At 44.9% G+C, this 20,035-nt stretch carries 18 protein-coding genes; 8 read left to right on the forward strand and 10 right to left on the reverse strand.

Annotated features, from left to right (window positions below; genetic code table 11):
• Positions 1-41 precede the first annotated feature (41 nt).
• Positions 42-227: a hypothetical protein gene (locus J7623_RS24465; protein WP_291925379.1), complete on the forward strand. Its 186-nt coding sequence runs from the start codon at positions 42-44 to the stop codon at positions 225-227.
• A 60-nt stretch (positions 228-287) separates the two neighbouring features.
• On the opposite strand, the gene rho is transcribed toward J7623_RS24465, so the two are convergent.
• The gene (rho, locus tag J7623_RS24470) at positions 288-2,006 is read right to left on the reverse strand and encodes a transcription termination factor Rho (protein ID WP_366839717.1); all 1,719 of its coding nucleotides are present in this window, start codon (positions 2,004-2,006) and stop codon (positions 288-290) included.
• Between the two features lie 444 nt (positions 2,007-2,450).
• Between rho and asnS the strand changes: the two genes are divergently transcribed.
• From asnS to chrA, 4 genes are all read left to right on the forward strand, one after another.
• Complete coding sequence (asnS, locus tag J7623_RS24475) at positions 2,451-3,890, forward strand: asparagine--tRNA ligase (RefSeq protein ID WP_291925381.1); 1,440 nt, start codon at positions 2,451-2,453, stop codon at positions 3,888-3,890.
• 293 nt (positions 3,891-4,183) lie between these two features.
• Positions 4,184-4,702, forward strand: a complete 519-nt coding sequence (locus tag J7623_RS24480) for a biopolymer transporter ExbD (RefSeq protein WP_291925384.1) — start codon at positions 4,184-4,186, stop codon at positions 4,700-4,702.
• Between the two features lie 135 nt (positions 4,703-4,837).
• The gene (locus tag J7623_RS24485; RefSeq protein WP_291925387.1) at positions 4,838-5,794 is read left to right on the forward strand and encodes a 2-oxoglutarate and iron-dependent oxygenase domain-containing protein; all 957 of its coding nucleotides are present in this window, start codon (positions 4,838-4,840) and stop codon (positions 5,792-5,794) included.
• 358 nt (positions 5,795-6,152) lie between these two features.
• Complete coding sequence (chrA, locus tag J7623_RS24490; RefSeq protein WP_291925793.1) at positions 6,153-7,313, forward strand: chromate efflux transporter; 1,161 nt, start codon at positions 6,153-6,155, stop codon at positions 7,311-7,313.
• On the opposite strand, the gene J7623_RS24495 is transcribed toward chrA, so the two are convergent.
• The 4 genes from J7623_RS24495 to J7623_RS24510 are packed head-to-tail and all read right to left on the reverse strand — an operon-like array spanning position 7,308 to position 12,000.
• On the reverse strand, positions 7,308-8,651 hold the full coding sequence (locus J7623_RS24495; protein ID WP_291925389.1) for a sigma-54 dependent transcriptional regulator: 1,344 nt from the start codon (positions 8,649-8,651) through the stop codon (positions 7,308-7,310). The genes chrA and J7623_RS24495 overlap by 6 nt on opposite strands.
• 50 nt (positions 8,652-8,701) lie before the next feature.
• A complete protein-coding gene (gene ligD / locus J7623_RS24500; protein WP_291925391.1) occupies positions 8,702-9,637 on the reverse strand; it encodes a non-homologous end-joining DNA ligase in 936 nt (311 codons plus the stop codon).
• A 6-nt stretch (positions 9,638-9,643) separates the two neighbouring features.
• On the reverse strand, positions 9,644-11,221 hold the full coding sequence (gene ligD, locus J7623_RS24505; protein ID WP_291925393.1) for a non-homologous end-joining DNA ligase: 1,578 nt from the start codon (positions 11,219-11,221) through the stop codon (positions 9,644-9,646).
• The gene (locus tag J7623_RS24510; protein ID WP_291925396.1) at positions 11,218-12,000 is read right to left on the reverse strand and encodes a Ku protein; all 783 of its coding nucleotides are present in this window, start codon (positions 11,998-12,000) and stop codon (positions 11,218-11,220) included. The genes ligD (J7623_RS24505) and J7623_RS24510 overlap by 4 nt, the downstream gene beginning before the upstream one ends.
• 108 nt (positions 12,001-12,108) lie before the next feature.
• On the opposite strand from J7623_RS24510, the gene J7623_RS24515 reads away from it, so the two are divergent.
• Positions 12,109-12,456, forward strand: a complete 348-nt coding sequence (locus tag J7623_RS24515) for a hypothetical protein (RefSeq protein ID WP_291925399.1) — start codon at positions 12,109-12,111, stop codon at positions 12,454-12,456.
• A gap of 119 nt (positions 12,457-12,575) precedes the next feature.
• Here the strand turns inward: J7623_RS24515 and J7623_RS24520 are convergent, their stop codons facing one another.
• The 3 genes from J7623_RS24520 to J7623_RS24530 all read right to left on the reverse strand — a co-directional run bounded on the left by J7623_RS24520 (position 12,576) and on the right by J7623_RS24530 (position 14,852).
• On the reverse strand, positions 12,576-13,652 hold the full coding sequence (locus J7623_RS24520; protein ID WP_291925401.1) for a DNA topoisomerase IB: 1,077 nt from the start codon (positions 13,650-13,652) through the stop codon (positions 12,576-12,578).
• On the reverse strand, positions 13,645-14,511 hold the full coding sequence (locus tag J7623_RS24525) for an SDR family oxidoreductase (RefSeq protein ID WP_291925403.1): 867 nt from the start codon (positions 14,509-14,511) through the stop codon (positions 13,645-13,647). Before J7623_RS24525 ends, J7623_RS24520 begins: the two co-directional genes overlap by 8 nt.
• Positions 14,512-14,606: 95 nt before the next feature.
• Positions 14,607-14,852, reverse strand: coding sequence for a hypothetical protein (locus tag J7623_RS24530; protein ID WP_291925405.1), 246 nt, complete (start codon positions 14,850-14,852; stop codon positions 14,607-14,609).
• Between the two features lie 309 nt (positions 14,853-15,161).
• Between J7623_RS24530 and J7623_RS24535 the strand changes: the two genes are divergently transcribed.
• Entirely contained in the window at positions 15,162-16,604 is a 1,443-nt protein-coding gene (locus J7623_RS24535) for an ATP-binding protein (protein WP_291925408.1), read from the forward strand.
• A gap of 60 nt (positions 16,605-16,664) precedes the next feature.
• Positions 16,665-18,104 (forward strand): hybrid sensor histidine kinase/response regulator, encoded by a 1,440-nt coding sequence (locus J7623_RS24540; RefSeq protein WP_291925410.1) that lies wholly within the window; start codon positions 16,665-16,667, stop codon positions 18,102-18,104.
• A 58-nt stretch (positions 18,105-18,162) separates the two neighbouring features.
• Here J7623_RS24540 and J7623_RS24545 read toward each other — a convergent pair whose 3' ends face one another.
• Together J7623_RS24545 and J7623_RS24550 are read right to left on the reverse strand one after the other, a co-directional pair.
• Positions 18,163-19,596, reverse strand: a complete 1,434-nt coding sequence (locus J7623_RS24545; RefSeq protein WP_291925411.1) for a sigma-54 dependent transcriptional regulator — start codon at positions 19,594-19,596, stop codon at positions 18,163-18,165.
• Between the two features lie 69 nt (positions 19,597-19,665).
• Positions 19,666-20,028, reverse strand: a complete 363-nt coding sequence (locus J7623_RS24550) for a response regulator (RefSeq protein WP_291925413.1) — start codon at positions 20,026-20,028, stop codon at positions 19,666-19,668.
• Positions 20,029-20,035: the final 7 nt, after the last annotated feature.

Raw genomic sequence — 20,035 nt, forward strand, 5'->3', positions numbered from 1 at the left:
GATTTTTGCTTTTAACATTTATCTAACTAAAATAACCTGTCGTGAAAAAGCTAAAATTCTTACTGTCGTTGTTCGCTGTAGCCATCATTTATAGTAGCTGTGTTACTACACAGCCAGCGGGAGGCAATCCCCACGGGTTACCACCGGGTCAGCAGAAAAAAATATATGGTACCAAATCGGCCAAACCATTTGCACCTGGCCAGCAGAAAAAGTATAATAACTATTAACATAAAAAAACCCGTTACGATATATCGTAACGGGTTTTTGTTTTATAAGGTAAACTGATCTTAGCTGTTCATAGAGATCAGGAACTCTTCGTTGTTCTTAGTTCCACGCATATGTTGCAGCATGAAGTGCATAGACTCATCTGTGTTCATATCGCTGAGGTGATTACGCAGGATGTGGATACGTTTCAGAGAATCTTTATCCAGCAACAGATCATCACGACGGGTAGACGATGAAGAAACATCGATAGCCGGGAAGATACGTTTGTTAGCCAGTTTACGATCCAGCAACAGTTCCATGTTACCGGTACCTTTGAACTCTTCAAAGATTACCTCATCCATTTTAGAACCGGTATCAATCAGGGCAGTAGCCAGGATGGTTAAGGAACCACCATGTTCTATTTTACGTGCCGCACCGAAGAATTGTTTAGGTTTCTGCATGGCGTTTGCTTCCACACCACCGCTCAATACTTTACCAGAAGCCGGAGCTACGGTATTATGTGCTCTTGCCAAACGGGTGATAGAATCCAGCAGGATTACCACATCGTGGCCACACTCTACAAGACGTTTTGCTTTCTGCAATGCAATAGCAGATACTTTTACGTGTTTTTCAGCAGGTTCGTCGAACGTAGAAGCAATTACTTCTGCTTTTACGCTACGTTCCATATCTGTTACCTCTTCCGGACGCTCATCAATCAGCACTACCATCAGGTAAATTTCCGGGTGGTTAGTAGCAATAGCGTTAGCTACTTCTTTCAGCAACATGGTTTTACCTACCTTAGGCTGCGCTACAATCAATCCGCGCTGGCCCTTACCGATAGGCGTAAACATATCCATGATACGCGTAGAGTAGTTATTGGAAGTAGTAGTTAATTTCAGTTTCTCGAAAGGAAACAACGGTGTCAGGTAATCGAAAGGTACACGGTCGCGTACTTCTTCCGGTGACTTGTTATTAATGGTTTCTACCTTCAGTAAAGCAAAGTACTTCTCCCCTTCTTTCGGTGGGCGTACAGAGCCTTTCACGGTATCACCGGTTTTAAGACCAAAGAGTTTTATCTGCGAAGGAGATACATAAATATCATCCGGTGAACTGAGGTAGTTATAGTCGGAGGAGCGGAGGAAACCGTAACCATCGGGCATCATTTCCAGTACGCCTTCACTTACTATTACACCATCAAATTCTATATTGAAAACTGGTTCTTTCTTGTTAGGGAAGCGGTTCTTCTGTGCAGCGGGTGCTACCGGAATTTCTCCGGGTACCACAAAGTCATCATCTTCCTGTTCTTCTTCCTCTTCTTCTGCAGCAGGAATAGTCACTATTTCTTCTTCTTCCGGTTCTTCATCTTCTGTGAAGGAAGGGATGATGATATCATCATCATCATCGAAAGTAAGGGAAGGAATGCTATCAAGATCTATTTCAAAGTCTTTAATCTTAGGCTTGGCGGAATTTACCGGTGTGCTGTCTGCTTCATTTTCTTTTGTCTTCGTACCAGTTGTTTTTTTAGCAACTGCTTTTTTAGCAGCTGGTTTTTCTTCAGCGTGAGCAGGTTCTTCAGCACCGTGGTTACCGTCTTCTTTCTTTACAGGTTTGCGTTTACGTGCTTTCTTTTCGTCACCGTTGGCTTGGTTATCTTCTGAGGCTAATACTGCTTGTTTATCAAGAATTTTGTAGATGAGGTCCTGTTTGTTCAGTTTTTTCGCGTTGGGAACGTCCAGTTTCTCTGCAATATCAAGCAGCTCAGGAACGAGCATGTCGTTCAGTTGTAAGATGTCGTACATCATCTGTGTTGTCAAATTTTAGAAGTGTTGTGAGGCGGGTACCACTGCATACCAACATACACCAATTACAAATAATTGTTTTTGAGTCAATAAATTTAATTAGCTTATTAAATTTGATAGGGAATGATTGAGTTCAGGAACTGCCGATGAAGATGGAAATTTGAACTTAATCAGGCAGAATATACCGCAAGATTAAAACAAGTTTTACTATTATCCAAAAATATTTGCCCCTGAATTGCCCCTAAGTGGCCTGTAATACAATCCTTTCCCGGGCTAAAAGGGAGTGGCAGCGGGACCCTTAAAACCCCGTTTCTATTGGCTTCTACTGCAAAATTCCGGCCATTTTTAACATTTTATTTGCAAAGGCTGGTTGGAAAAGGTAGTGTTCCGGGTTATATACTATGAAGTTTTCCACTTATTTTTGCACTCCTAAAAATACAATATATTATGAGCCAAAGGGTAAAAGTCAAGCAAATCTTGTCAGACGACAAGGCGCATTATGAAGTAACAGTTAAGGGTTGGGTGCGTTCATTCCGCAACAACCAGTTTATAGCTTTGAACGATGGCTCTACCAATAATAATTTACAAGTAGTAATCAATAGCGAAAACATGGATCAGGCGTTGGTAAAACGCATTACCACGGGCGCAGCTATCAGCGCCACCGGTGAAATTATTCCGTCCCTTGGTAAAGGTCAGAAAGTAGAACTGAAGGCTGCTACCCTGGAAATACTGGGCGATTGCGATCCGGAGAAATATCCGCTGCAGTTGAAAAACAAGCCTAGCCTGGAATACCTGCGTGAGATTGCGCATCTGCGGTTCCGTACCAATACGTTTGGCGCTATCTTCCGCGTTCGCCATGCCCTCGCATTTGCTGTACACCGCTTCTTTAACGAGCGTGGATTTGTGTACCTGCATACACCAATCATCACGGCTTCTGACGCAGAAGGCGCGGGTGAAATGTTCCGTGTTACCACACTGGATATGAAGAATCCACCACGTACTGAAAACGGAGAGATTGATTATAAAGAAGACTTTTTCGGTAAATCCACCAACCTCACGGTTTCCGGGCAACTGGAAGGTGAATTGGGCGCCATGGCATTTGGAGATATCTATACCTTCGGACCCACTTTCCGTGCAGAAAATTCCAACACCGCCCGCCACCTCGCTGAGTTCTGGATGATTGAACCAGAAATGGCGTTCTATGAGCTGGAAGATAACATGGACCTGGCAGAAGCATTCATCAAATCTGTTATCCAATACATACTTGATAACAACCGTGACGACCTCGACTTCCTCGCCAGCCGCCTGGTAGAAGAAGATAAGCAAAAGCCACAGCAGGAACGCGCGGAAATGGGCCTGATCGAAAAGCTGGAGTTTGTACTGAATAACGAGTTTGTACGTATCACTTATACAGAAGCCATCGACATTCTGAAGAACAGCAAGCATAATAAAAACAAAAAGTTCCAGTACCTGATTGAAGGCTGGGGTGCTGATCTGCAGAGTGAGCACGAACGTTACCTGGTAGAAAAACACTTTAAGAAACCGGTGATCCTGACCGATTATCCTAAAGAAATCAAGTCGTTCTACATGAAGCTCAATGACGACGGTAAAACCGTACGGGCAATGGATATCCTGTTCCCCGGCATCGGCGAAATGGTAGGTGGTTCACAACGTGAAGAAAACTACGATAAGCTGGTAAGCCGTATGAACGAAATGCATGTTCCGGTAGATGAACTGAGCTACTACCTGGATACCCGTCGTTTTGGTACTGCTCCGCACGCCGGCTTTGGTCTTGGATTTGAGCGCCTGATGCTGTTTGTAACAGGTATGGGCAACATCCGCGATGTGATTCCTTTCCCAAGAACACCAAAGAGCGCAGAGTTCTAAGCGAACTTTATCCTGATCAGGATTGTACTGATTAAACTGATTTTTAATTTTGATTTAAGAAGATAAAAAAGAAGAGCGAAAACATCAGTTTTCGCTCTTCTTTTTTTTATGAAACCCTGTCTGGCAAACCTTATCAAAGGCTATCTCCTACAGGTATCTATCTTCCAAAATCAGAAATAGAAATCAGGATAATCCTGATCAGGATAAACAATTACGTATGGAATCTCTCCGCCCCTGCATCTAATATCTGAAAGCGCTTTCAACCACTTTTCGTTTATCCTAAACCGTTAACAATGGCTGAAATAAATACCTCCGAAAAAGGCGGTGGCCGCGGCACCCGCAGCAGTAAAAAATCAACCCGTGTTGATATGACACCTATGGTGGACCTTGGCTTTTTACTGATCACATTTTTTATGCTCACTACCACCATGGCACAGCCTAAAACCATGGACCTGGTAATGCCTAAAGATGGTCCTCCTATGCCATTACCTGATAAAAAAGCACTCACCATAGTACTGGGACCTGATAACAAAATTGCCTGGTATGAAGGCATCGGCACTGATCCGGCAATGCCGCCACAAATACATTATACCAGCTACGCCAACCATGCAGGCATACGCGATGTCATTATAGATAAAAAAAATACGGTACAGCAAGCTTTTCAGAAAAATGAACTAATGGTACTTATCAAAGCAGATAGGCATTCGAACTATAAAAATGTAGTGGATATTATGGATGAAATGCTGATCAATCAGGTAGACCGGTATGCTGTGGTAGACATCACGCCGGCAGAGGAACAGTACTTCAGATAGCATTTAGCAGTTGGCAAATGCAGCGGAGAGGACGGTTTATACCCGTGTCTCCGCTGCATTTGCTAATGACTAACTGCTAAAAGCTAACTGCTCTTTTTTCCCTACCTTTATCGCTCCAAAACAATAATTCAAGATATGGCAACCACCCACTCTATCCCCTCTGTAGATCTTGCAGACTTCACATCGGGAGATGCAGGACGAAAAGCTGCCTTTGTGCAGCAGTTAGGTAAGGCTTACGAAGAAGTTGGTTTTGTAGCGGTAAAGAATCATGGGATTCCTGATGAGCTGATTGCGGACCTCTACAATTATGTACAACAATTCTTCCAACTGCCTTTTGATACCAAACATTTATACGAAATCCCGGAACTGGCCGGCCAGCGTGGCTATACCTCCTTCGGGAAAGAACATGCGAAAGGTTATGAAGCCCCGGATCTGAAAGAGTTTTTCCAATTTGGACAAACCGTGGAAGACAATGATCCGATTGGCGCTGAGTATCCGGATAATGTACAGGTTGCCGAAGTTCCTGCATTTACACCTACTTTTTTCAAAGCCTATCGTGGATTTGAACAATCCGGGAAATACCTGTTGCAGGCTATTGCCCTGTTCCTGGGCCTGGATGAGCATTATTTTGACGACAAAATACATAACGGCAACTCCATCCTGAGAGCGATCCACTACCCTCCTATTACACAGGAGCCTAAGTCTGCTATCAGGGCCGAACAACACGAAGACATCAACTTAATTACCTTGCTGGTAGGCGCTTCTGCAGATGGACTACAGATCCTGGACAAGCAGGATAACTGGGTACCGGTCACTTCCCTGCCAGAACAAATTGTGGTGAATGTAGGGGATATGCTGCAACGCTTAACCAATAACCGCCTGAAGTCAACCACTCATCGCGTGGTAAACCCTCCCCGCGAAAAGTGGAATACCTCCCGCTATTCTATTCCTTTCTTCCTGCATCCAAAATCCAATATGAAACTGGACAGCCTGGAAAGCTGCATTACCGATGCTAACCCATTGGCTTACGAGCCAATCACGGCTGGTGAGTACCTGGATGAGCGCTTACGTGAAATAGGATTAAAGAAATAAGGTGATAAACAGCAAAGTCCCGGCAACTATCGTTACCGGGACTTTGTAAATATCCTGCGTATAAGCAAGTCATCTTTAATGGTTCCCTCAATATGGTTATTCTTTAGATCCGAACATTCTTCGATGTTGGTGGGTAATTAACCTATCATGTAACTAACTGATCACAACGGATAAAAGGCCATATTCGTTATAATGCGATCCAATATTACAAGTATTGTGCCTTTATTGGCTGGAAGGATTACCAATATTAGCAACATGGTTGTATTTTGTCCGGATATTTGAGTACCTTATAAATTCGTCCAATCGGCATTCACTAAAATTCACTGTGCTTCTACGTCATATTCCTTTCTTAAAAGCTGTGCTATTACATAGCATCACCGCATACGGCGGGCCGCAAGGTCATCTGGCGATGATGATGAAAACGTTTGTGCAGCAACGTAAGGATGTTACCGAGCAGGAACTGATGGAATACAATGCGTTTTGTCAGTTACTACCGGGAGCATCTTCTTCCCAAACCCTTACCCTGATTGGCTATAAGCGAGGAGGCGTTATACTGGCTATTATTACCCTGTTAATATGGATAACGCCGGCCTGCCTGATCATGGGGTCGTTAAGTTTTTTGTTGCAATACTTTGGCAGAAATGCGCTGAATACAGATATCTTTAAATACGTACAGCCAATGGCAGTGGGCTTTTTGGCCTATGGCGGCATCCGGGCATTCCGTATCAGCATTAATAACATCGCTACGTTTGCCATCATGGTGGTGTCTATGTTTACGGCCTTCTACCTGAAATCCCCCTGGACTTTTCCAGCGTTAATCATCCTGGGGGGCATAGTGTCCAATTTTAGTAACAAGCGCATCCCTGATGTGGCGGAAAAGCCACGGAAGATACAGTGGGGGAACATCTGGTTATTTGCCTCTTTGTTTATCCTGGCGGGTATCCTCTCTGAGCTGGCCCGTACCCACGAGTGGATAACCAGGCGTCCTTTTAACTTATTCGAAAACTTTTACCGTTTCGGCAGCCTCGTATTTGGCGGAGGAGATATCCTGATAGCCATGATGCTGGAACAGTATGTTACCCGCACCAAATCGCAATATTTGACAGCAGAGGAACTGCTTACCGGTGCGGGTATCATGCGGGCGCTACCGGGACCAACTTTCTCTATATCTGCCTATGTAGGAGGTATGGCCATGCGCAACCTGGGCATGGGCTACCAGTTCCTGGGTTGTATGCTGGCGCCTATTGCCATCTTCCTGCCCAGCTTATTGCTGGTGCTGTTTTTCTTTCCGATCTGGAGTAACCTGAAGAAGTACGTGGTGATTTACCGGGCATTGGAAGGCATCAATGCCGTAGTGGTAGGGATTATGTGGGCAGCTACCCTGATCCTCTTTTTTGTGATCTCCCCTACCTGGTACAACCTGTTGATCATGGCTGGTACGCTGGCATTACTCTCCCTGACCAGGGTGCCGTCTCCCTTTATCGTACTGGCGTGCCTGTTATTAGGCTGGCTGTTATGACGTAGCGATATTATACTCTTTGATTTTATTATAAAGAGTGGTCAGGCCTATTCCCATTAGTTCTGCCGCCTTTGTTTTATTGCCTTTGGCGTGAGCCAGCACCCGTATAATATGCTTCTTTTCCATGTCGGCCAGGCGCAATGAATGGTCTTCTTCCGTGTTGCCCTGTTGAAAATCCAATGGTAACACAGGCGTATCCAATATATCCGTATCCGTTAAAATAACGGCTCTTTCAATCACATTGCGCAGTTCGCGGATATTTCCTTTCCAGCTATGCTGTTCTAAAGCCCGGAGGAAGGCTGGTGTCATGCCGCTGGTGCGTTTATTCATTTTAGGCGCTACCTGCTGCAGGAACCAGGCGGCCAGCAACGGGATATCCTTACGGCGTTCATTCAGGGAAGGCAGTGATATCTGGAAGGCAGAGAGACGGTAGTACAGGTCGGCGCGGAAATGCCCTGTTGCTATTTCCTGCTCCAGGAGCCGGTTGGTAGCGGCAATAATTCGTACGTCCGTTTTAGTGGGCCTGGATTCTCCTACTTTATAGAATTCCTGTGTTTCCAGTACCCGCAGCATTTTGGCCTGTAGCTCTATGGCCATCTCGCCTATTTCATCCAGGAAGATGGTACCGCCGCGGGCCTCCTCGAAGAAGCCTTTTTTATCTTTTACTGCACCGGTAAAGGCACCGGCCACATGTCCAAATAGTTCGCTTTCCAGGATTTCCTTACCAAAAGCGCTGCAGTTGACCGCTACAAAGGGCTGCTGCCGGCGCTGACTGCCCTGGTGAATAGCCTGCGCAAATACTTCTTTACCGGCGCCGGTTTCACCTAAAAGCAATACCGTAACGTCTGAAGGTGCTACTTTTTCGGCCAAAGCGATTGCAGCACGTATTTCAGGAGATTCTCCCAAAATATTACCAAAATTATATTTACCGCCTATTTTCTGTTCCAGCTCACGGATACGAAATTGCAGGCGGGCTTTGTCCATAGCCTTGCTTACCAGTGGCAGGATACGGTTATTGTCATCGCCTTTGGTAATATAGTCGAAAGCGCCGTTTTTAATGGCTTGTACGCCATCGGCGATATTCCCATATGCCGTGAGTACAATGGTTTCAATTTCGGGATATTTGGCGCGTATATCGCGCACCAATTCCACGCCGTTACCATCCGGTAATTTCACATCCGACAGGATAATATGTATTTCTTCCTTTTCCAGGATCCTCATGGCCGACCTGATATTGGCCGCTTCATAAAGCGTATATCCTTCCAGGGCCAGCAGGCGGCTCAGGAGCTTGCGGAGCTGGTCTTCATCATCGATAATTAAAATATGGCCTTTAGACATAGCCCTGCAAAGATAGGAGTTCCAATGGCTCGTTAAGAGAAATAAAAAGACTACGCTTTTACAAGTTGTTCAATTTCACGCACCGCTTTTCGCAGATCATTTTTTACACTCCGGATATCTTCCCATACACCTCCATTTTCGTTTAGCCGTTTCAGTGAGTTAAAGATATCAAAATCGCTGATGCGTAATTGGGGAGTGACTTCTTTCCATAACAAAGGCATAGACACGGTGGCACCGGGTTTTGGCCGAACAGAATACGGAGCGGCCACCGTTTGTCCCCGGCTGTTCTGCAGAAAATCGATATACACTTTCTTATTCCTGGCAGCTTTAGCTCTGACCACACTGGTAGTGCCAGGAAGTTCTTCATTTACCTGTTGTGCAATGTACCCTGCAAATAAACGGCTGCTGTCGTAGCTGATTTTAGCCGTACCGGTTGGAATATAAATATGCAGGCCGGTGGACCCGGACGTTTTACAGAAGGAGGTAATATTGAAATTATCCAACAGGGCTTTGATATGCAATGCCGTTTCCACTACATACTTGAAATCGATGTTTTCCGGATCCAGGTCCAGCACTATAAAGTCCGGTGTATCCAGCGTTTTGAGCCTCGACAGCCAGGGGTTTACTTCAATACAGCCCAGGTTTACCATATAAGCCAGGGTGGCTTCGTTGTTGCATACGAGGTAGTCCACATTTTTCCCGGTGGAATCAGCTATCAGCGGCACACTCTTAATCCAGCCAGGTGTTTGGGTGAGATCAAGGTCTTTCTGATAAAAGGACGGTCCGTTAATGCCATTGGGAAAACGATGTAAAGACAATGGCCGGTCTTTCAGGTATGGCAAAATAAACGCAGATACAGACAGGTAATAATCGATCAACTGGCCCTTGGTAATCTTTTCCTTTGGCCAGTACAGCTTTGATTGGTTACTGAGGGTTACCTTTTTGCTGTTTAATGTGAGTATACGTGTTGTGTCGGTAGTTGCCATAGTACATTATTTTGCAATTTCGCGGTATACCTTTTTCGCAGGTTTATCTTCCCGTAATCCCAGGAAAATGGGTTGTCTGAGATGGTCATCGCCGGTCCATTCCTGGAACTTCACCTGGCATACCAGCTGGGGTTTTACCCAGGTGACCGGCATATTGGTGGCTATCTTTACACCGAAAGGATTTACATCCGTGATCAAAGGCTGCAACTTATTATAGAGTTCGCCGATGGTAGTGTCATTGAGTCCGCCGCCGCAATGCCCGATATAGTGAAGCTTTTGTCCTTCATAAATGCCCAGCACCAATGCGCCGAGTTTCTTCCTGCTGCCACGTGGGGCTGTATAACCGCAGATAACCGCTTCCTGTTCGTTAATATTTTTGACTTTAAGCCAGTTCATTCCTCTTTTTCCTTCCTGGTATATGCTGTCGGTTTTCTTGGCAATGATGCCTTCCCACTGCTTTTGCTTTGCGTTTTCAAAAAAGCGCTTCCCGTTTTTTAATACGTGTGTGGAAAAACGCAGCGTCTTATCTTTTACACCCGCCAGCAATGTCTTTAGCAGGCTTTTACGCTCCAGTAGCGTCAAATGCCGGATGTCATGCCCATCCAGGTATAGCAGGTCAAACAGCGCATATATCAGCTGACCTTTGCCGGTGTTTCTATACTGTTGTAACGCCTGGAAGTTAGAGGCACCCTTGGTATCCAGTACCACAATTTCTCCATCCAGCACTACATCGTGATCTATTTTCTTTAAAGCTTCCACTACCGGAGGATATGCATCTACGAATGATAGTTCATTGCGGGAATAGAGCGCTACGGTATGATCTTTTACCGTAGCAATGGCACGATAGCCATCCCATTTGGTTTCAAAGAGCCAGTCGGCTCCATCAAAGGGCTCGCTTACCAATGTTGCCAGCATAGGTTTATATACTTTTTTAATGGCGTCTTTCTTTGTTTTTTTAGGGGGAGACGGAGCTGTTTCCGGGGAGGCCACCGTTTTTTTCTTTGTCCCTTTCTTTGCGTCCGCTTTCTCTTTTATCCCTTTTGCCTTTACACTTTCCGGCGTATAGTCTTCACTGTTATATTCGGTTACGGCATACTTATCTTTATGCTTAATGAGCAACCAGGCATTGCCTTCAGCGCCCTTCATTTTCACCAGTGCAAATTCTCCCTTCAGCTTCTTTCCTTTCATAACTATTTTCAGGTCGCCGGATTTCAGTTCCCTGAGCGCCTCTTTATCAAAGCTGTTACCGTCGGGATTCATCAGCTCAAAGGTGCCTTTATCCCAGATGTAAACGGTGCCGGCGCCGTAGTTTCCGGCGGGAATGGTGCCTTCAAAATCCTTGTAATTATACGGGTGATCCTCTACCTGCATGGCCAGCCGTTTGTCGGCAGGGTTCATAGAAGGGCCTTTAGGTACCGCCCAGCTTTTCAGCACGCCGTCTATTTCCAGGCGGAAATCGTAGTGCAGGCGGCTGGCGTGATGGCGTTGAATCACGAAAATATGTTTCCCTGCCACCGGTTTGCCTGCTATGGGTTCGGTGGTTTTGGTAAAGTTTCTTTTTTGTTTGTACAGCGACAGGCTCATGATGCACGTTTTTTATTGGCAGGCTTACCGAGACTGGCTTTTAGCTGATCAAAAAGTTCATCGCTCTTGGTATGTACCACGCGCATTTTCTTCACCACGGTTTTCTTGCCACTGGCTTTAGCTTTGATGATTTTAAGCAACTCAGCCTTGTATTCATCTTTATATTGTGTAATGTCAAATTCAGTGGTATATTGTTTTATCAGCTCCATGGCCATGTCCAGCTCTCTCTTTGCAAATTTAATGTCCCTGGGTACCGCCAGATCTTCGGCAGATCTAACCTCTTCTTCAAAACGGAGTTGCTGTAATAACAGGTAGTTTTCACGGGGGCGTATAACGGAGAGGTGTTCCTGGGATCGCAGTACAAAACGGCTGAGGCCTGCTTTGCCACTTTTCTGAAGCGCCTGCAATAATAGTGAATAGGCTTTTTCACCTCCTTTAGCCGGCTCTACAAAATAAGCAGATTCAAAATAGATGTCATCTATATCGGTCTCTTGCACAAAAGATTCTATTTCTATAATCTTACTTTTCTTCGGGCTGGCAGCTTCAAAATCTTCATCTTCCAATACTACATATTCATCTTTATACAGGTATCCTTTTACGATCTGTTCCCAGGGCACTTCCTTGCCGGAGTTTTCGTTGACCCTTTTGAATTTAATATGCGCCAGGTCTTTGCTATCGAGCATATCCAGGTCCAGCCGGCTGTCCTGGGTGGCGCTAAATAATTTCACTGGAATATTTACGAGTCCAAATCCTATAGACCCTGACCATATTGCACGCATGATGAAATGGGTTTTGGTTTAGTAAAAAGTTAACATAAATAGTACCATTATGATAAAACATCGCGGCATAACTTTTGGTTTTTCGTCTTTACACAAAAACCCTTTTTTATGGAAAAGCCAGGTGAAATGACCACATTATCAAGAGTACTGGAAAAACTGCATGAAAGAGGCTTTGATCATGAATTAACAATGAGTGATCATGGCAGATTGCAGAATAAGGATGCACAAAAAATTTATAATCCGGAAGACCTGACTATCATTAAAACCTATCGTTTTGAAGGTGAGTCAGACCCTTCAGATTCCTCTGTACTGTATGTGCTGGAAGACCACGAAGGGCAAAAAGGCTATGTACTGGACGCTTACGGCGCCTACAGTTCACATGAGGGGTCAGGATTTGATGAGTTTATTCAGAAAATTAAAGTAGAAGACAGAGAAGAACAGCTGCTGTTTCAGTAGCATAAAGCTGAAAGCAAAAAGCAAAAAGCTATTGAAGCGGTTGATATAAGCGAATAGACAAATTTTTATATCCGCTTATATCAACCGCTTCAATAGCTTTTTGCTTTTTGCTTTCAGCTTTATGCTTTATGCTCTTCCTGAAGAAAGTGAAGGAGCACTTTTTCGTCTGCACGCAACCCGTCCCTCCCATTGCCGGACGGGTTGCTGCGTTTAGTGCGCAGTTGTTGCAGCCAGGGCTCCAGTGTGCCTTTTTCGTAGCTTTCCAATAGTTGAGGATGAATATAATATTTCCTGCATACGGCGCGGGTATTCCCCAATTTGCCCGCCACACCGTCGATTATTGCTACAATGTTGCTGCGGCACTCTGTTACTGTAGTGAAGGGGGTAAGATCTGCCAGTAAGTTCAGGGCGTTTACAGTTCCGGCCCAGGTGCGGAAATCCTTGCAGGTAAACTCATTTTCGCTACAGCAGGCTTTGATATACTCATTTACCTCTCCTGAATCCAGCCCTTTATGATCGCCGCTTGCATCGTAGTATTGAAACAATACCTGGCCGGGAATATCCCTCACATTTTTCAATAGTTTGGCCAGTGTAGCGTTGTGAAGTGTTATTTTATGCTGTACCCCCTTTTTGCCCTTAAACTGAAAGAAAGCCTCACTGCCGTTTATTTTCACGTGTCTGTCCTGCAGGGTGGTGAGTCCGTGAGAGCCATATAATTTTTCATAAGAAGCATTTCCCACCCTTATCAATGTTTCCTCCATCACAGATAAGGCAATGGCAATTACTTTTTCCTTATCGAGTGTTGGTCGTTTCAGATCTTCGTTTATCCGTTTACGTATGTTCGGTAAATTTTCTGCAAACTGCAGGAGGCGATAGTACTTTGTTTCGTTGCGGGCTTTGGCCCAGGTGCTGTGATAGCGGTATTGTTTGCGGCCTTTGGCATCAATACCGGTGGCCTGCAGGTGGCCATTGGGCCAGGTGCAGATCCATACCTGTTCCCAGGCAGGAGGTAATACCAGTCCGCGGATACGGGCCAGCACCGCTTCATCTTTGATAACGGCACCGCTGGTATCCAGGTAAACAAAATCTTTTCCTTTACGCCGGCGGGTAAAACCGGGCGCATTGGCTTTCACGTAACGTAATTTCACGGATTTTGCTACGGCAACGGGGTCGGTGATCTGGTCAAGACTAACCATTTACAATCTCCCCTCCATTGGGATGCAGTATTTGCCCGGTAATGTAGCTGGCGTCATCACTGGCCAGGAATACGTAGCACGGCGCTACTTCGAATGGCTGCCCCACACGTTGCAGCGGCACATCTGTTCCAAACTTCGACACTTCATCCGGTGTAAAAGTAGCTGGTATTAATGGCGTCCAGATAGGCCCCGGCGCTACACCATTTACCCTGATATGCTTTGCCGACAGCGAAGCCGATAAGGATCTCACAAAGGCAACAATTGCTCCTTTGGTGGCACTGTAATCAATCAGGTGGGCGCTTCCCCGGTAGGCCGTAACGGAGGTAGTACAAATGATGCAGCTTCCCGCAGCCATGTGTGGCAACGCCGACTGTGTTAAATAAAAGTGCGGGTAGATATTTGTTTCAAATGTTTTATGCAACTGTTCAGCAGAGATATCTTCAATCCCTTTTTGCGGATATTGTACTGCTGCATTATTTACCAGTATATCTATCTTCTTAAACTGTTTTACTACCTGCTTAACAATATCTGCACAATGCTTCTCCTGGCTGATATCGCCGGCGATAAGCATACATTTCCTACCAGAAAGCGTAATATGTTCACAAGTGGTTTTAGCATCCGCGTGCTCATCTAAATAAGCAATGGCGACATTGGCCCCTTCCTTTGCAAAGGCAATGGCTACTGCCCGGCCAATACCACTATCGCCACCAGTAATCAGGGCTACCTTATTATGCAGTTTTCCATTGCGGGATGTAGCTTTTTCGAATATAGGAGATGGCTCCATTTCCTCTTCCAGTCCAGGTTGCCTCATTTGTTGCCGGGCCGGCCTGACGGGTTTCTTCGGATTTGTTTTTTGCATAACCAAAGGATTTAAAAAGGCCCCCCGTATTCACAGGGGGCCTTGCAGTTTTCCATTTAACAATTATAGAAACTCGCATCGCCAATCATTTAGCATCAGCGATGATCTGGTGATTTTCTTTTAAATGCTTCTTCTCTCTCTTCTCCTGCCTGTGGATCTGCGGGCTTCCTCGGCGTTTCTCTTTCCGGCAATTCTTCCGGAATAGGTTCATTTTCCGGCATCACCGGGGGCGGCTGCAGGGGTGGCGGTTGCACCGGCGTGGGATTCTCTTTTCCGGGCTGTTGTTTATCTGGTGTGGCAGGATTAGGAGTGGGTTCTTTATTTTTATCCGGGTTATCCATGACTTATTTTTTATGGGTGAACACTATAGTTAGTGATCCAAAGTTCATTCCAAGCGCAGCAAATTAATGAGTCCAGTGCGTGCGTCATCTCTCTAAAAATCAATACAGGCAACGGTTACATCAGGCGCTAACCTCTGCCGCCACGCCCGTTACGGGTTCATCCGGCAGCAGACATGATCCACGTAGAATTAATTGGCATTCTGTAGAATATGTTGCTCAGCAAAAATGCTCCTGAAACAATAACTTTTAATCTTATATATCACACATAAGTAGTATCTTGAAATGCTTATACATATCCCGTACAATCAGATGCACTTTTCAATACACAAGAAAATACGACTCGGTTTTTTCATCGCCTTTACGGTGATTGTGGCCGCTTCCGTGTTTTCCTATCTCGTGGCCAAAAACCTGTTAGACAATGCCGGCAGGCTTAATCATGCTATAGAGGTTTCCAAAAGGCTGGAGGTGATTACCCGGCAGTTGAAGGAAGCAGAGGCCGCCATTAGAGGATATACGCTCACCCAGGACAGTTCTTTCCTGGATCCCAGTATGCAGGAACGCACCAAGCGGATTGAAGAAGAATATTTGCTGCTGCGCAAAATCACCGCGGACAATCCCGTGCAACAAAAACACCTGGACACTTTGCGGCAATTGCTCGCTATCAAGTATCAGCAGTTGAAAGTAGGGAGTGAAAATTCTACGCAGTTAAAGCAGTTGTCGTCCGTAAAAGAAGGTGAAAAATCGATGGACCTCATTGATAATAAGGTGCGTGATATGCTTCGTATTGAAGAAGGCCTGGTACAGGAAAAATCAGAGTTATATCATTTCTTTGCGGTGATGTGGGTGCCGATGATCTTCATCTCTTCGCTGGTGGCTATTTTGATCGGTATCTATTCTTATGTTACCCTTACAAAGGAATTTAAATTACAATTGCATATTGAAAGCCGGATGAAGTCGTACCAGCGTGATTTGCAACAAAACATTTCCCTGTTAAATAAAACCAACCAGGAGCTGGAACAGTTTGCCTATGTGGCTTCCCACGATTTGCAGGAACCCTTGCGGAAAATTTCCACGTTTAGTGACCGGCTGCAGATGAAGTACAAAGAGCAGCTTCCGCCGGATGCCTCACAACTGATAGATCGCATGGTGTCTGCCGTTTCGCGTATGCGGGTGCTGATCAACGACCTGCTGATATTCTCCAGGGCTGGCCGTATTACGCCGGAAATTATTACGCCGGTAGATATGAACAAACTTTTACAGGAAGTGCTCAGCGACCTGGAAGTAACCCTGGAAGAGAAAAATGTACAGATTAAATACGATCAGTTGCCTGTGATTGAAGGAAGTGATACTTCTTTCCACCAACTGTTTCAGAACCTGCTGGCCAACTCCATTAAGTTTGCCAGCCCGGAGCGGCCGCTGCAAATAGACATCCACCATCAGATCATGTCTGGTATTGAATTAGGGGTTCCGAAGGAGAGTCGTGCCAAAGAAATTTTCTGTCGCATTAATGTTGTTGACAATGGAATTGGATTTGATCAGGCCTATGCAGAGCGCATCTTCCTGATTTTCCAGCGGCTTCATGGCATTAGCGAATATACCGGTACCGGCATAGGGCTGGCCATCTGCAAAAAAATTGTGGATAGCCATAACGGCTACATACAGGCTTACGGAGAGCCGGGCAAAGGGGCTACTTTCGTAATTATATTACCATTGAAACAACCGCATAAAAAAGAGGATCATGAGACTGGTTAAGCCTAGCACTGTTATTGCGGTAGATGAGCCTTACTTTTTATCGCCAAATTAATTGAAGCAATGAGCGATCGTGCTATACACATTTTGATGATAGATGATGATGAAGATGACTTTTTCCTTGTAACATCACTACTGGAAGATATATCACCCGGGCAATATGTACTGGAATGGGCATCTACGTACCAGAAAGGTATTGCTGCCATTGAAAACAATACGCATGATGTATTCCTGGTAGACTATCGCCTGGGGCCTAATACCGGTATTGATATCCTGCGCCGTATTCAACTGATGACCAATCAGCCGCCGGTAATTATGCTCACCGGCAAAGGCGATTACAATATTGACCGGGAGGCCATGCTGGCAGGGGCCTACGATTACCTGGTAAAAGGAGAAATGACCGCCGACCTGTTGGAAAGATCCATCCGGTATGCAGTAGACGAATATAACCACCGCCGGTCTATTGAAGAAAGTGAAAAAAAATACTACGGCATCTTCGAAAAAGCACACGACCTCATTATCCTGGCCGATAAGGAACACCATATTGTAGATGCCAATCCTGCGGCCCTTCGTACGCTGAATTATACCCGGGAACAAATACTGCAATTACACCTCCGCGACCTATTTGTGTCAGGAGAACAGCACGACAAATTCCTGGGGAACAACCTGCCGGGAAGCCAGGAATACGAATTTAAAACAGCGGGAAATAAAAAACTGGTTGTCCTGATCAATACAGTGACCCTCGATGAAGCTGCACAAATATTTCTGTATGTGATACAGGACATTACTGATAAAAAAAGAGAAGAACAGGAGAAGCAACACCAGGAGAAGTTTGTTATCACCGGTCGTATTGCCAGGGTGATTGCGCATGAAGTAAGAAATCCCCTGACCAATATCTTACTGGCAGTAAGCCAGTTTAAAGATACAGATGACGTAACCATTAGTGAAGATTCTCAACTATACACAGATATCATAGAACGCAATTGTACCCGTATTAACCAGCTAATCACGGAACTTTTACACAGCACGCGCATGATAGAACTGCATATGGACAATTGCGGTATCAATACCTTAGTTGAAAAATCGTTAGCGCTGGCCCAGGATCGGATCCAACTCAACGAAATACAGGTGGAATGCCACCTGGTGGCGCCAGATATCCAGGTAAGCGCCGATGAGGAAAAAGTAGTGATCGCATTTCTTAATATTATTATCAACGCTATTGAGGCAATGGTACCGGGAAAAGGCGTACTAACCATTACCACTACACGTAGTAATGATAAAGCTAAACTAATGATTACAGATAATGGGGTAGGTATTCCGGAAGACAAGCTATCAAGATTGTTTGATCCTTTTTTTACCAGCAAGGCGAAAGGCACAGGGCTTGGATTAACCAGTACTCAGAATATTCTCCTAAACCATAAAGGAAGTATACATGTAGATAGTGAGCCTGGCAAAGGGAGTACGTTCACTATTGCGTTACCGGAGCTAGCTGTTAGCCGTTAAAAAAAATGCAGCGGAGATCACATGGTCTCCGCTGCATTTTTTTTAACGGCTAACAGCGCTAATAATTAATATTCAGCAGCCGCAGCTTATTATACAACGTTTTCCGGTCAATGTTCAAGACCTGTGCTGCTTTTGTTTTATTGTACTTCACTTCTTTCAGCACATTAATAATTTTATTGTACTCCGCCTGTAAGGCTACTGTTTTCAGGTCATTATCGTTAGACAGCATTGCCAGTTCACCAGATACAAATACTTCTTCCGGCGCCTGTGTAAATGACTCTTTCATTTCGAGCGGCAGGGCGCTCATGGTGATATCTTCCATTTCCGGTGTGAGTAAGCATGCTCTCCGGATCACATTCTTCAGTTCACGGATATTACCGGGCCAGTTGTATTGTTTAAAGCAATCCCATACCTCCGCAGAGATTTTCCCACAGGATTTATCCAGTTCTCTTTCTACCTGGTTTACGAAGGCAGTAGTAAACAGAGGCAAGTCATCGCGGCGTTCTCTCAGTGGCGGAATATAGATGGTAAATTCATTCAGGCGATGAAAGAGATCTTCTCTGAATTTTCCACGTTGTACAGACTCCGACAGTTTTTCATTGGAAGCTACAATGATGCGCACATCAATTGGTACTTCTTTTAAGCTACCTACTTTACGGATTACCTTTTCCTGCAGCACCCTTAACAGGGCTACCTGTATATCGTACGATAAATTGGATATTTCATCGAGGAACAGGGTACCGCCCTGTGCCTGTTCAAAGGCGCCTATTTTAGTGTTAATAGCGCCGGTAAAGGATCCTTTCTCGTGACCAAATAATTCACTGGCGGCCAGTTCTTTCGACAAGCTACCACAGTCGAGTGCCACAAAAGGTTGCTGGCTTCTTTTGCTGTGATGATGTATTAAATGGGCCACAGATTCTTTACCAGTACCAGTTTCACCAAAAATGATTACACTATAATCGGTAGGTGCTACCAGTTTAATCTGGCGGATTAATTCCCTGGCGCCCTCACTTTCGCCGTATACATATTTATCGCTTTTATCGTTCTGGCTGCGCGACAGCAAGGTTTCCCTGACCTCTGGTTCACTACCGGATTCTATGGGTCTTACTGCTTTTCTTTCCTGTTCGGATTCCTTATGTGCAAAAGCTTTATGTACCAGGCTAAGTATTTCATCGGGATACAGTGGTTTGGAAAGATAGTCATACGCGCCATTTTTCACCATTTCCACGGCTACTCTCACGTCTGTATAACCCGTGATAATGATTACGATGGTACCGGGATTAATTTGATGGATATCCTGCAGCAACTGCGCGCCATCTGTATCTTTCAGCCGGTAATCACAAAGCACCAGGTCATAGGTTTTCTCTTTCATCATTTTCAGCGCGGCACTACCTGTCATGGTAGTATCTACCTCAAATCCATGTTTCCCGAGAAATTTACTCAGGAGTGTACAGATATTAATTTCATCGTCTATGATCAGAATATTTTTCATACTTCTTTAATATGTGGTAATTGGCAACAACAATGCTAGTTAAAATTACTAATTATAAATAAGAGACGCTTAGCTTTTAATCGTGCCCATTAGTTCATCAACATGTTTGACACTAAAAGGTTTAGCGAGAAAAAATGCGGCTCCTGCATTCAATGCGGTTTGTTTTTCCATTGCGGTGTCATACGCACTGATCGTGACGACGGGCAAAGTTGGACATCTTTCTTTGATCATTGGTAAGGCATCCAATCCAGAACCATCTGGCAGGTGGATGTCCAGGAAAAGCAAGTCAGGCTGATGTTTGAAGATGGCTTGCATCCCCTCTCCCAGTTCATGTACATACTTCACAGTGTATCCATGACGAACCAGTGTTAGTTGCAATAATCTGCAAATATCCGGTTCATCATCGATGATAAGAATGTTGGGATATTTCATTTTACTA

The organism is Chitinophaga sp. (genome assembly GCF_017745275.1).
Classification (GTDB): domain Bacteria; phylum Bacteroidota; class Bacteroidia; order Chitinophagales; family Chitinophagaceae; genus Chitinophaga.

Excerpts from the sequence above, each read along its gene's own strand:
- rho (WP_366839717.1), bottom strand. The coding sequence starts at position 2,006 with ATGATGTACGACATCTTACAACTGAACGACATGCTCGTTCCTGAGCTG.
- asnS (WP_291925381.1), top strand. The coding sequence starts at position 2,451 with ATGAGCCAAAGGGTAAAAGTCAAGCAAATCTTGTCAGACGACAAGGCG.
- J7623_RS24480 (WP_291925384.1), top strand. The coding sequence starts at position 4,184 with ATGGCTGAAATAAATACCTCCGAAAAAGGCGGTGGCCGCGGCACCCGC.
- J7623_RS24485 (WP_291925387.1), top strand. The coding sequence starts at position 4,838 with ATGGCAACCACCCACTCTATCCCCTCTGTAGATCTTGCAGACTTCACA.
- J7623_RS24495 (WP_291925389.1), bottom strand. The coding sequence starts at position 8,651 with ATGTCTAAAGGCCATATTTTAATTATCGATGATGAAGACCAGCTCCGC.
- ligD (WP_291925391.1), bottom strand. The coding sequence starts at position 9,637 with ATGGCAACTACCGACACAACACGTATACTCACATTAAACAGCAAAAAG.
- ligD (WP_291925393.1), bottom strand. The coding sequence starts at position 11,221 with ATGAGCCTGTCGCTGTACAAACAAAAAAGAAACTTTACCAAAACCACC.
- J7623_RS24510 (WP_291925396.1), bottom strand. The coding sequence starts at position 12,000 with ATGCGTGCAATATGGTCAGGGTCTATAGGATTTGGACTCGTAAATATT.
- J7623_RS24515 (WP_291925399.1), top strand. The coding sequence starts at position 12,109 with ATGGAAAAGCCAGGTGAAATGACCACATTATCAAGAGTACTGGAAAAA.
- J7623_RS24520 (WP_291925401.1), bottom strand. The coding sequence starts at position 13,652 with ATGGTTAGTCTTGACCAGATCACCGACCCCGTTGCCGTAGCAAAATCC.
- J7623_RS24525 (WP_291925403.1), bottom strand. The coding sequence starts at position 14,511 with ATGCAAAAAACAAATCCGAAGAAACCCGTCAGGCCGGCCCGGCAACAA.
- J7623_RS24530 (WP_291925405.1), bottom strand. The coding sequence starts at position 14,852 with ATGGATAACCCGGATAAAAATAAAGAACCCACTCCTAATCCTGCCACA.
- J7623_RS24535 (WP_291925408.1), top strand. The coding sequence starts at position 15,162 with ATGCACTTTTCAATACACAAGAAAATACGACTCGGTTTTTTCATCGCC.
- J7623_RS24540 (WP_291925410.1), top strand. The coding sequence starts at position 16,665 with ATGAGCGATCGTGCTATACACATTTTGATGATAGATGATGATGAAGAT.
- J7623_RS24545 (WP_291925411.1), bottom strand. The coding sequence starts at position 19,596 with ATGAAAAATATTCTGATCATAGACGATGAAATTAATATCTGTACACTC.
- J7623_RS24550 (WP_291925413.1), bottom strand. The coding sequence starts at position 20,028 with ATGAAATATCCCAACATTCTTATCATCGATGATGAACCGGATATTTGC.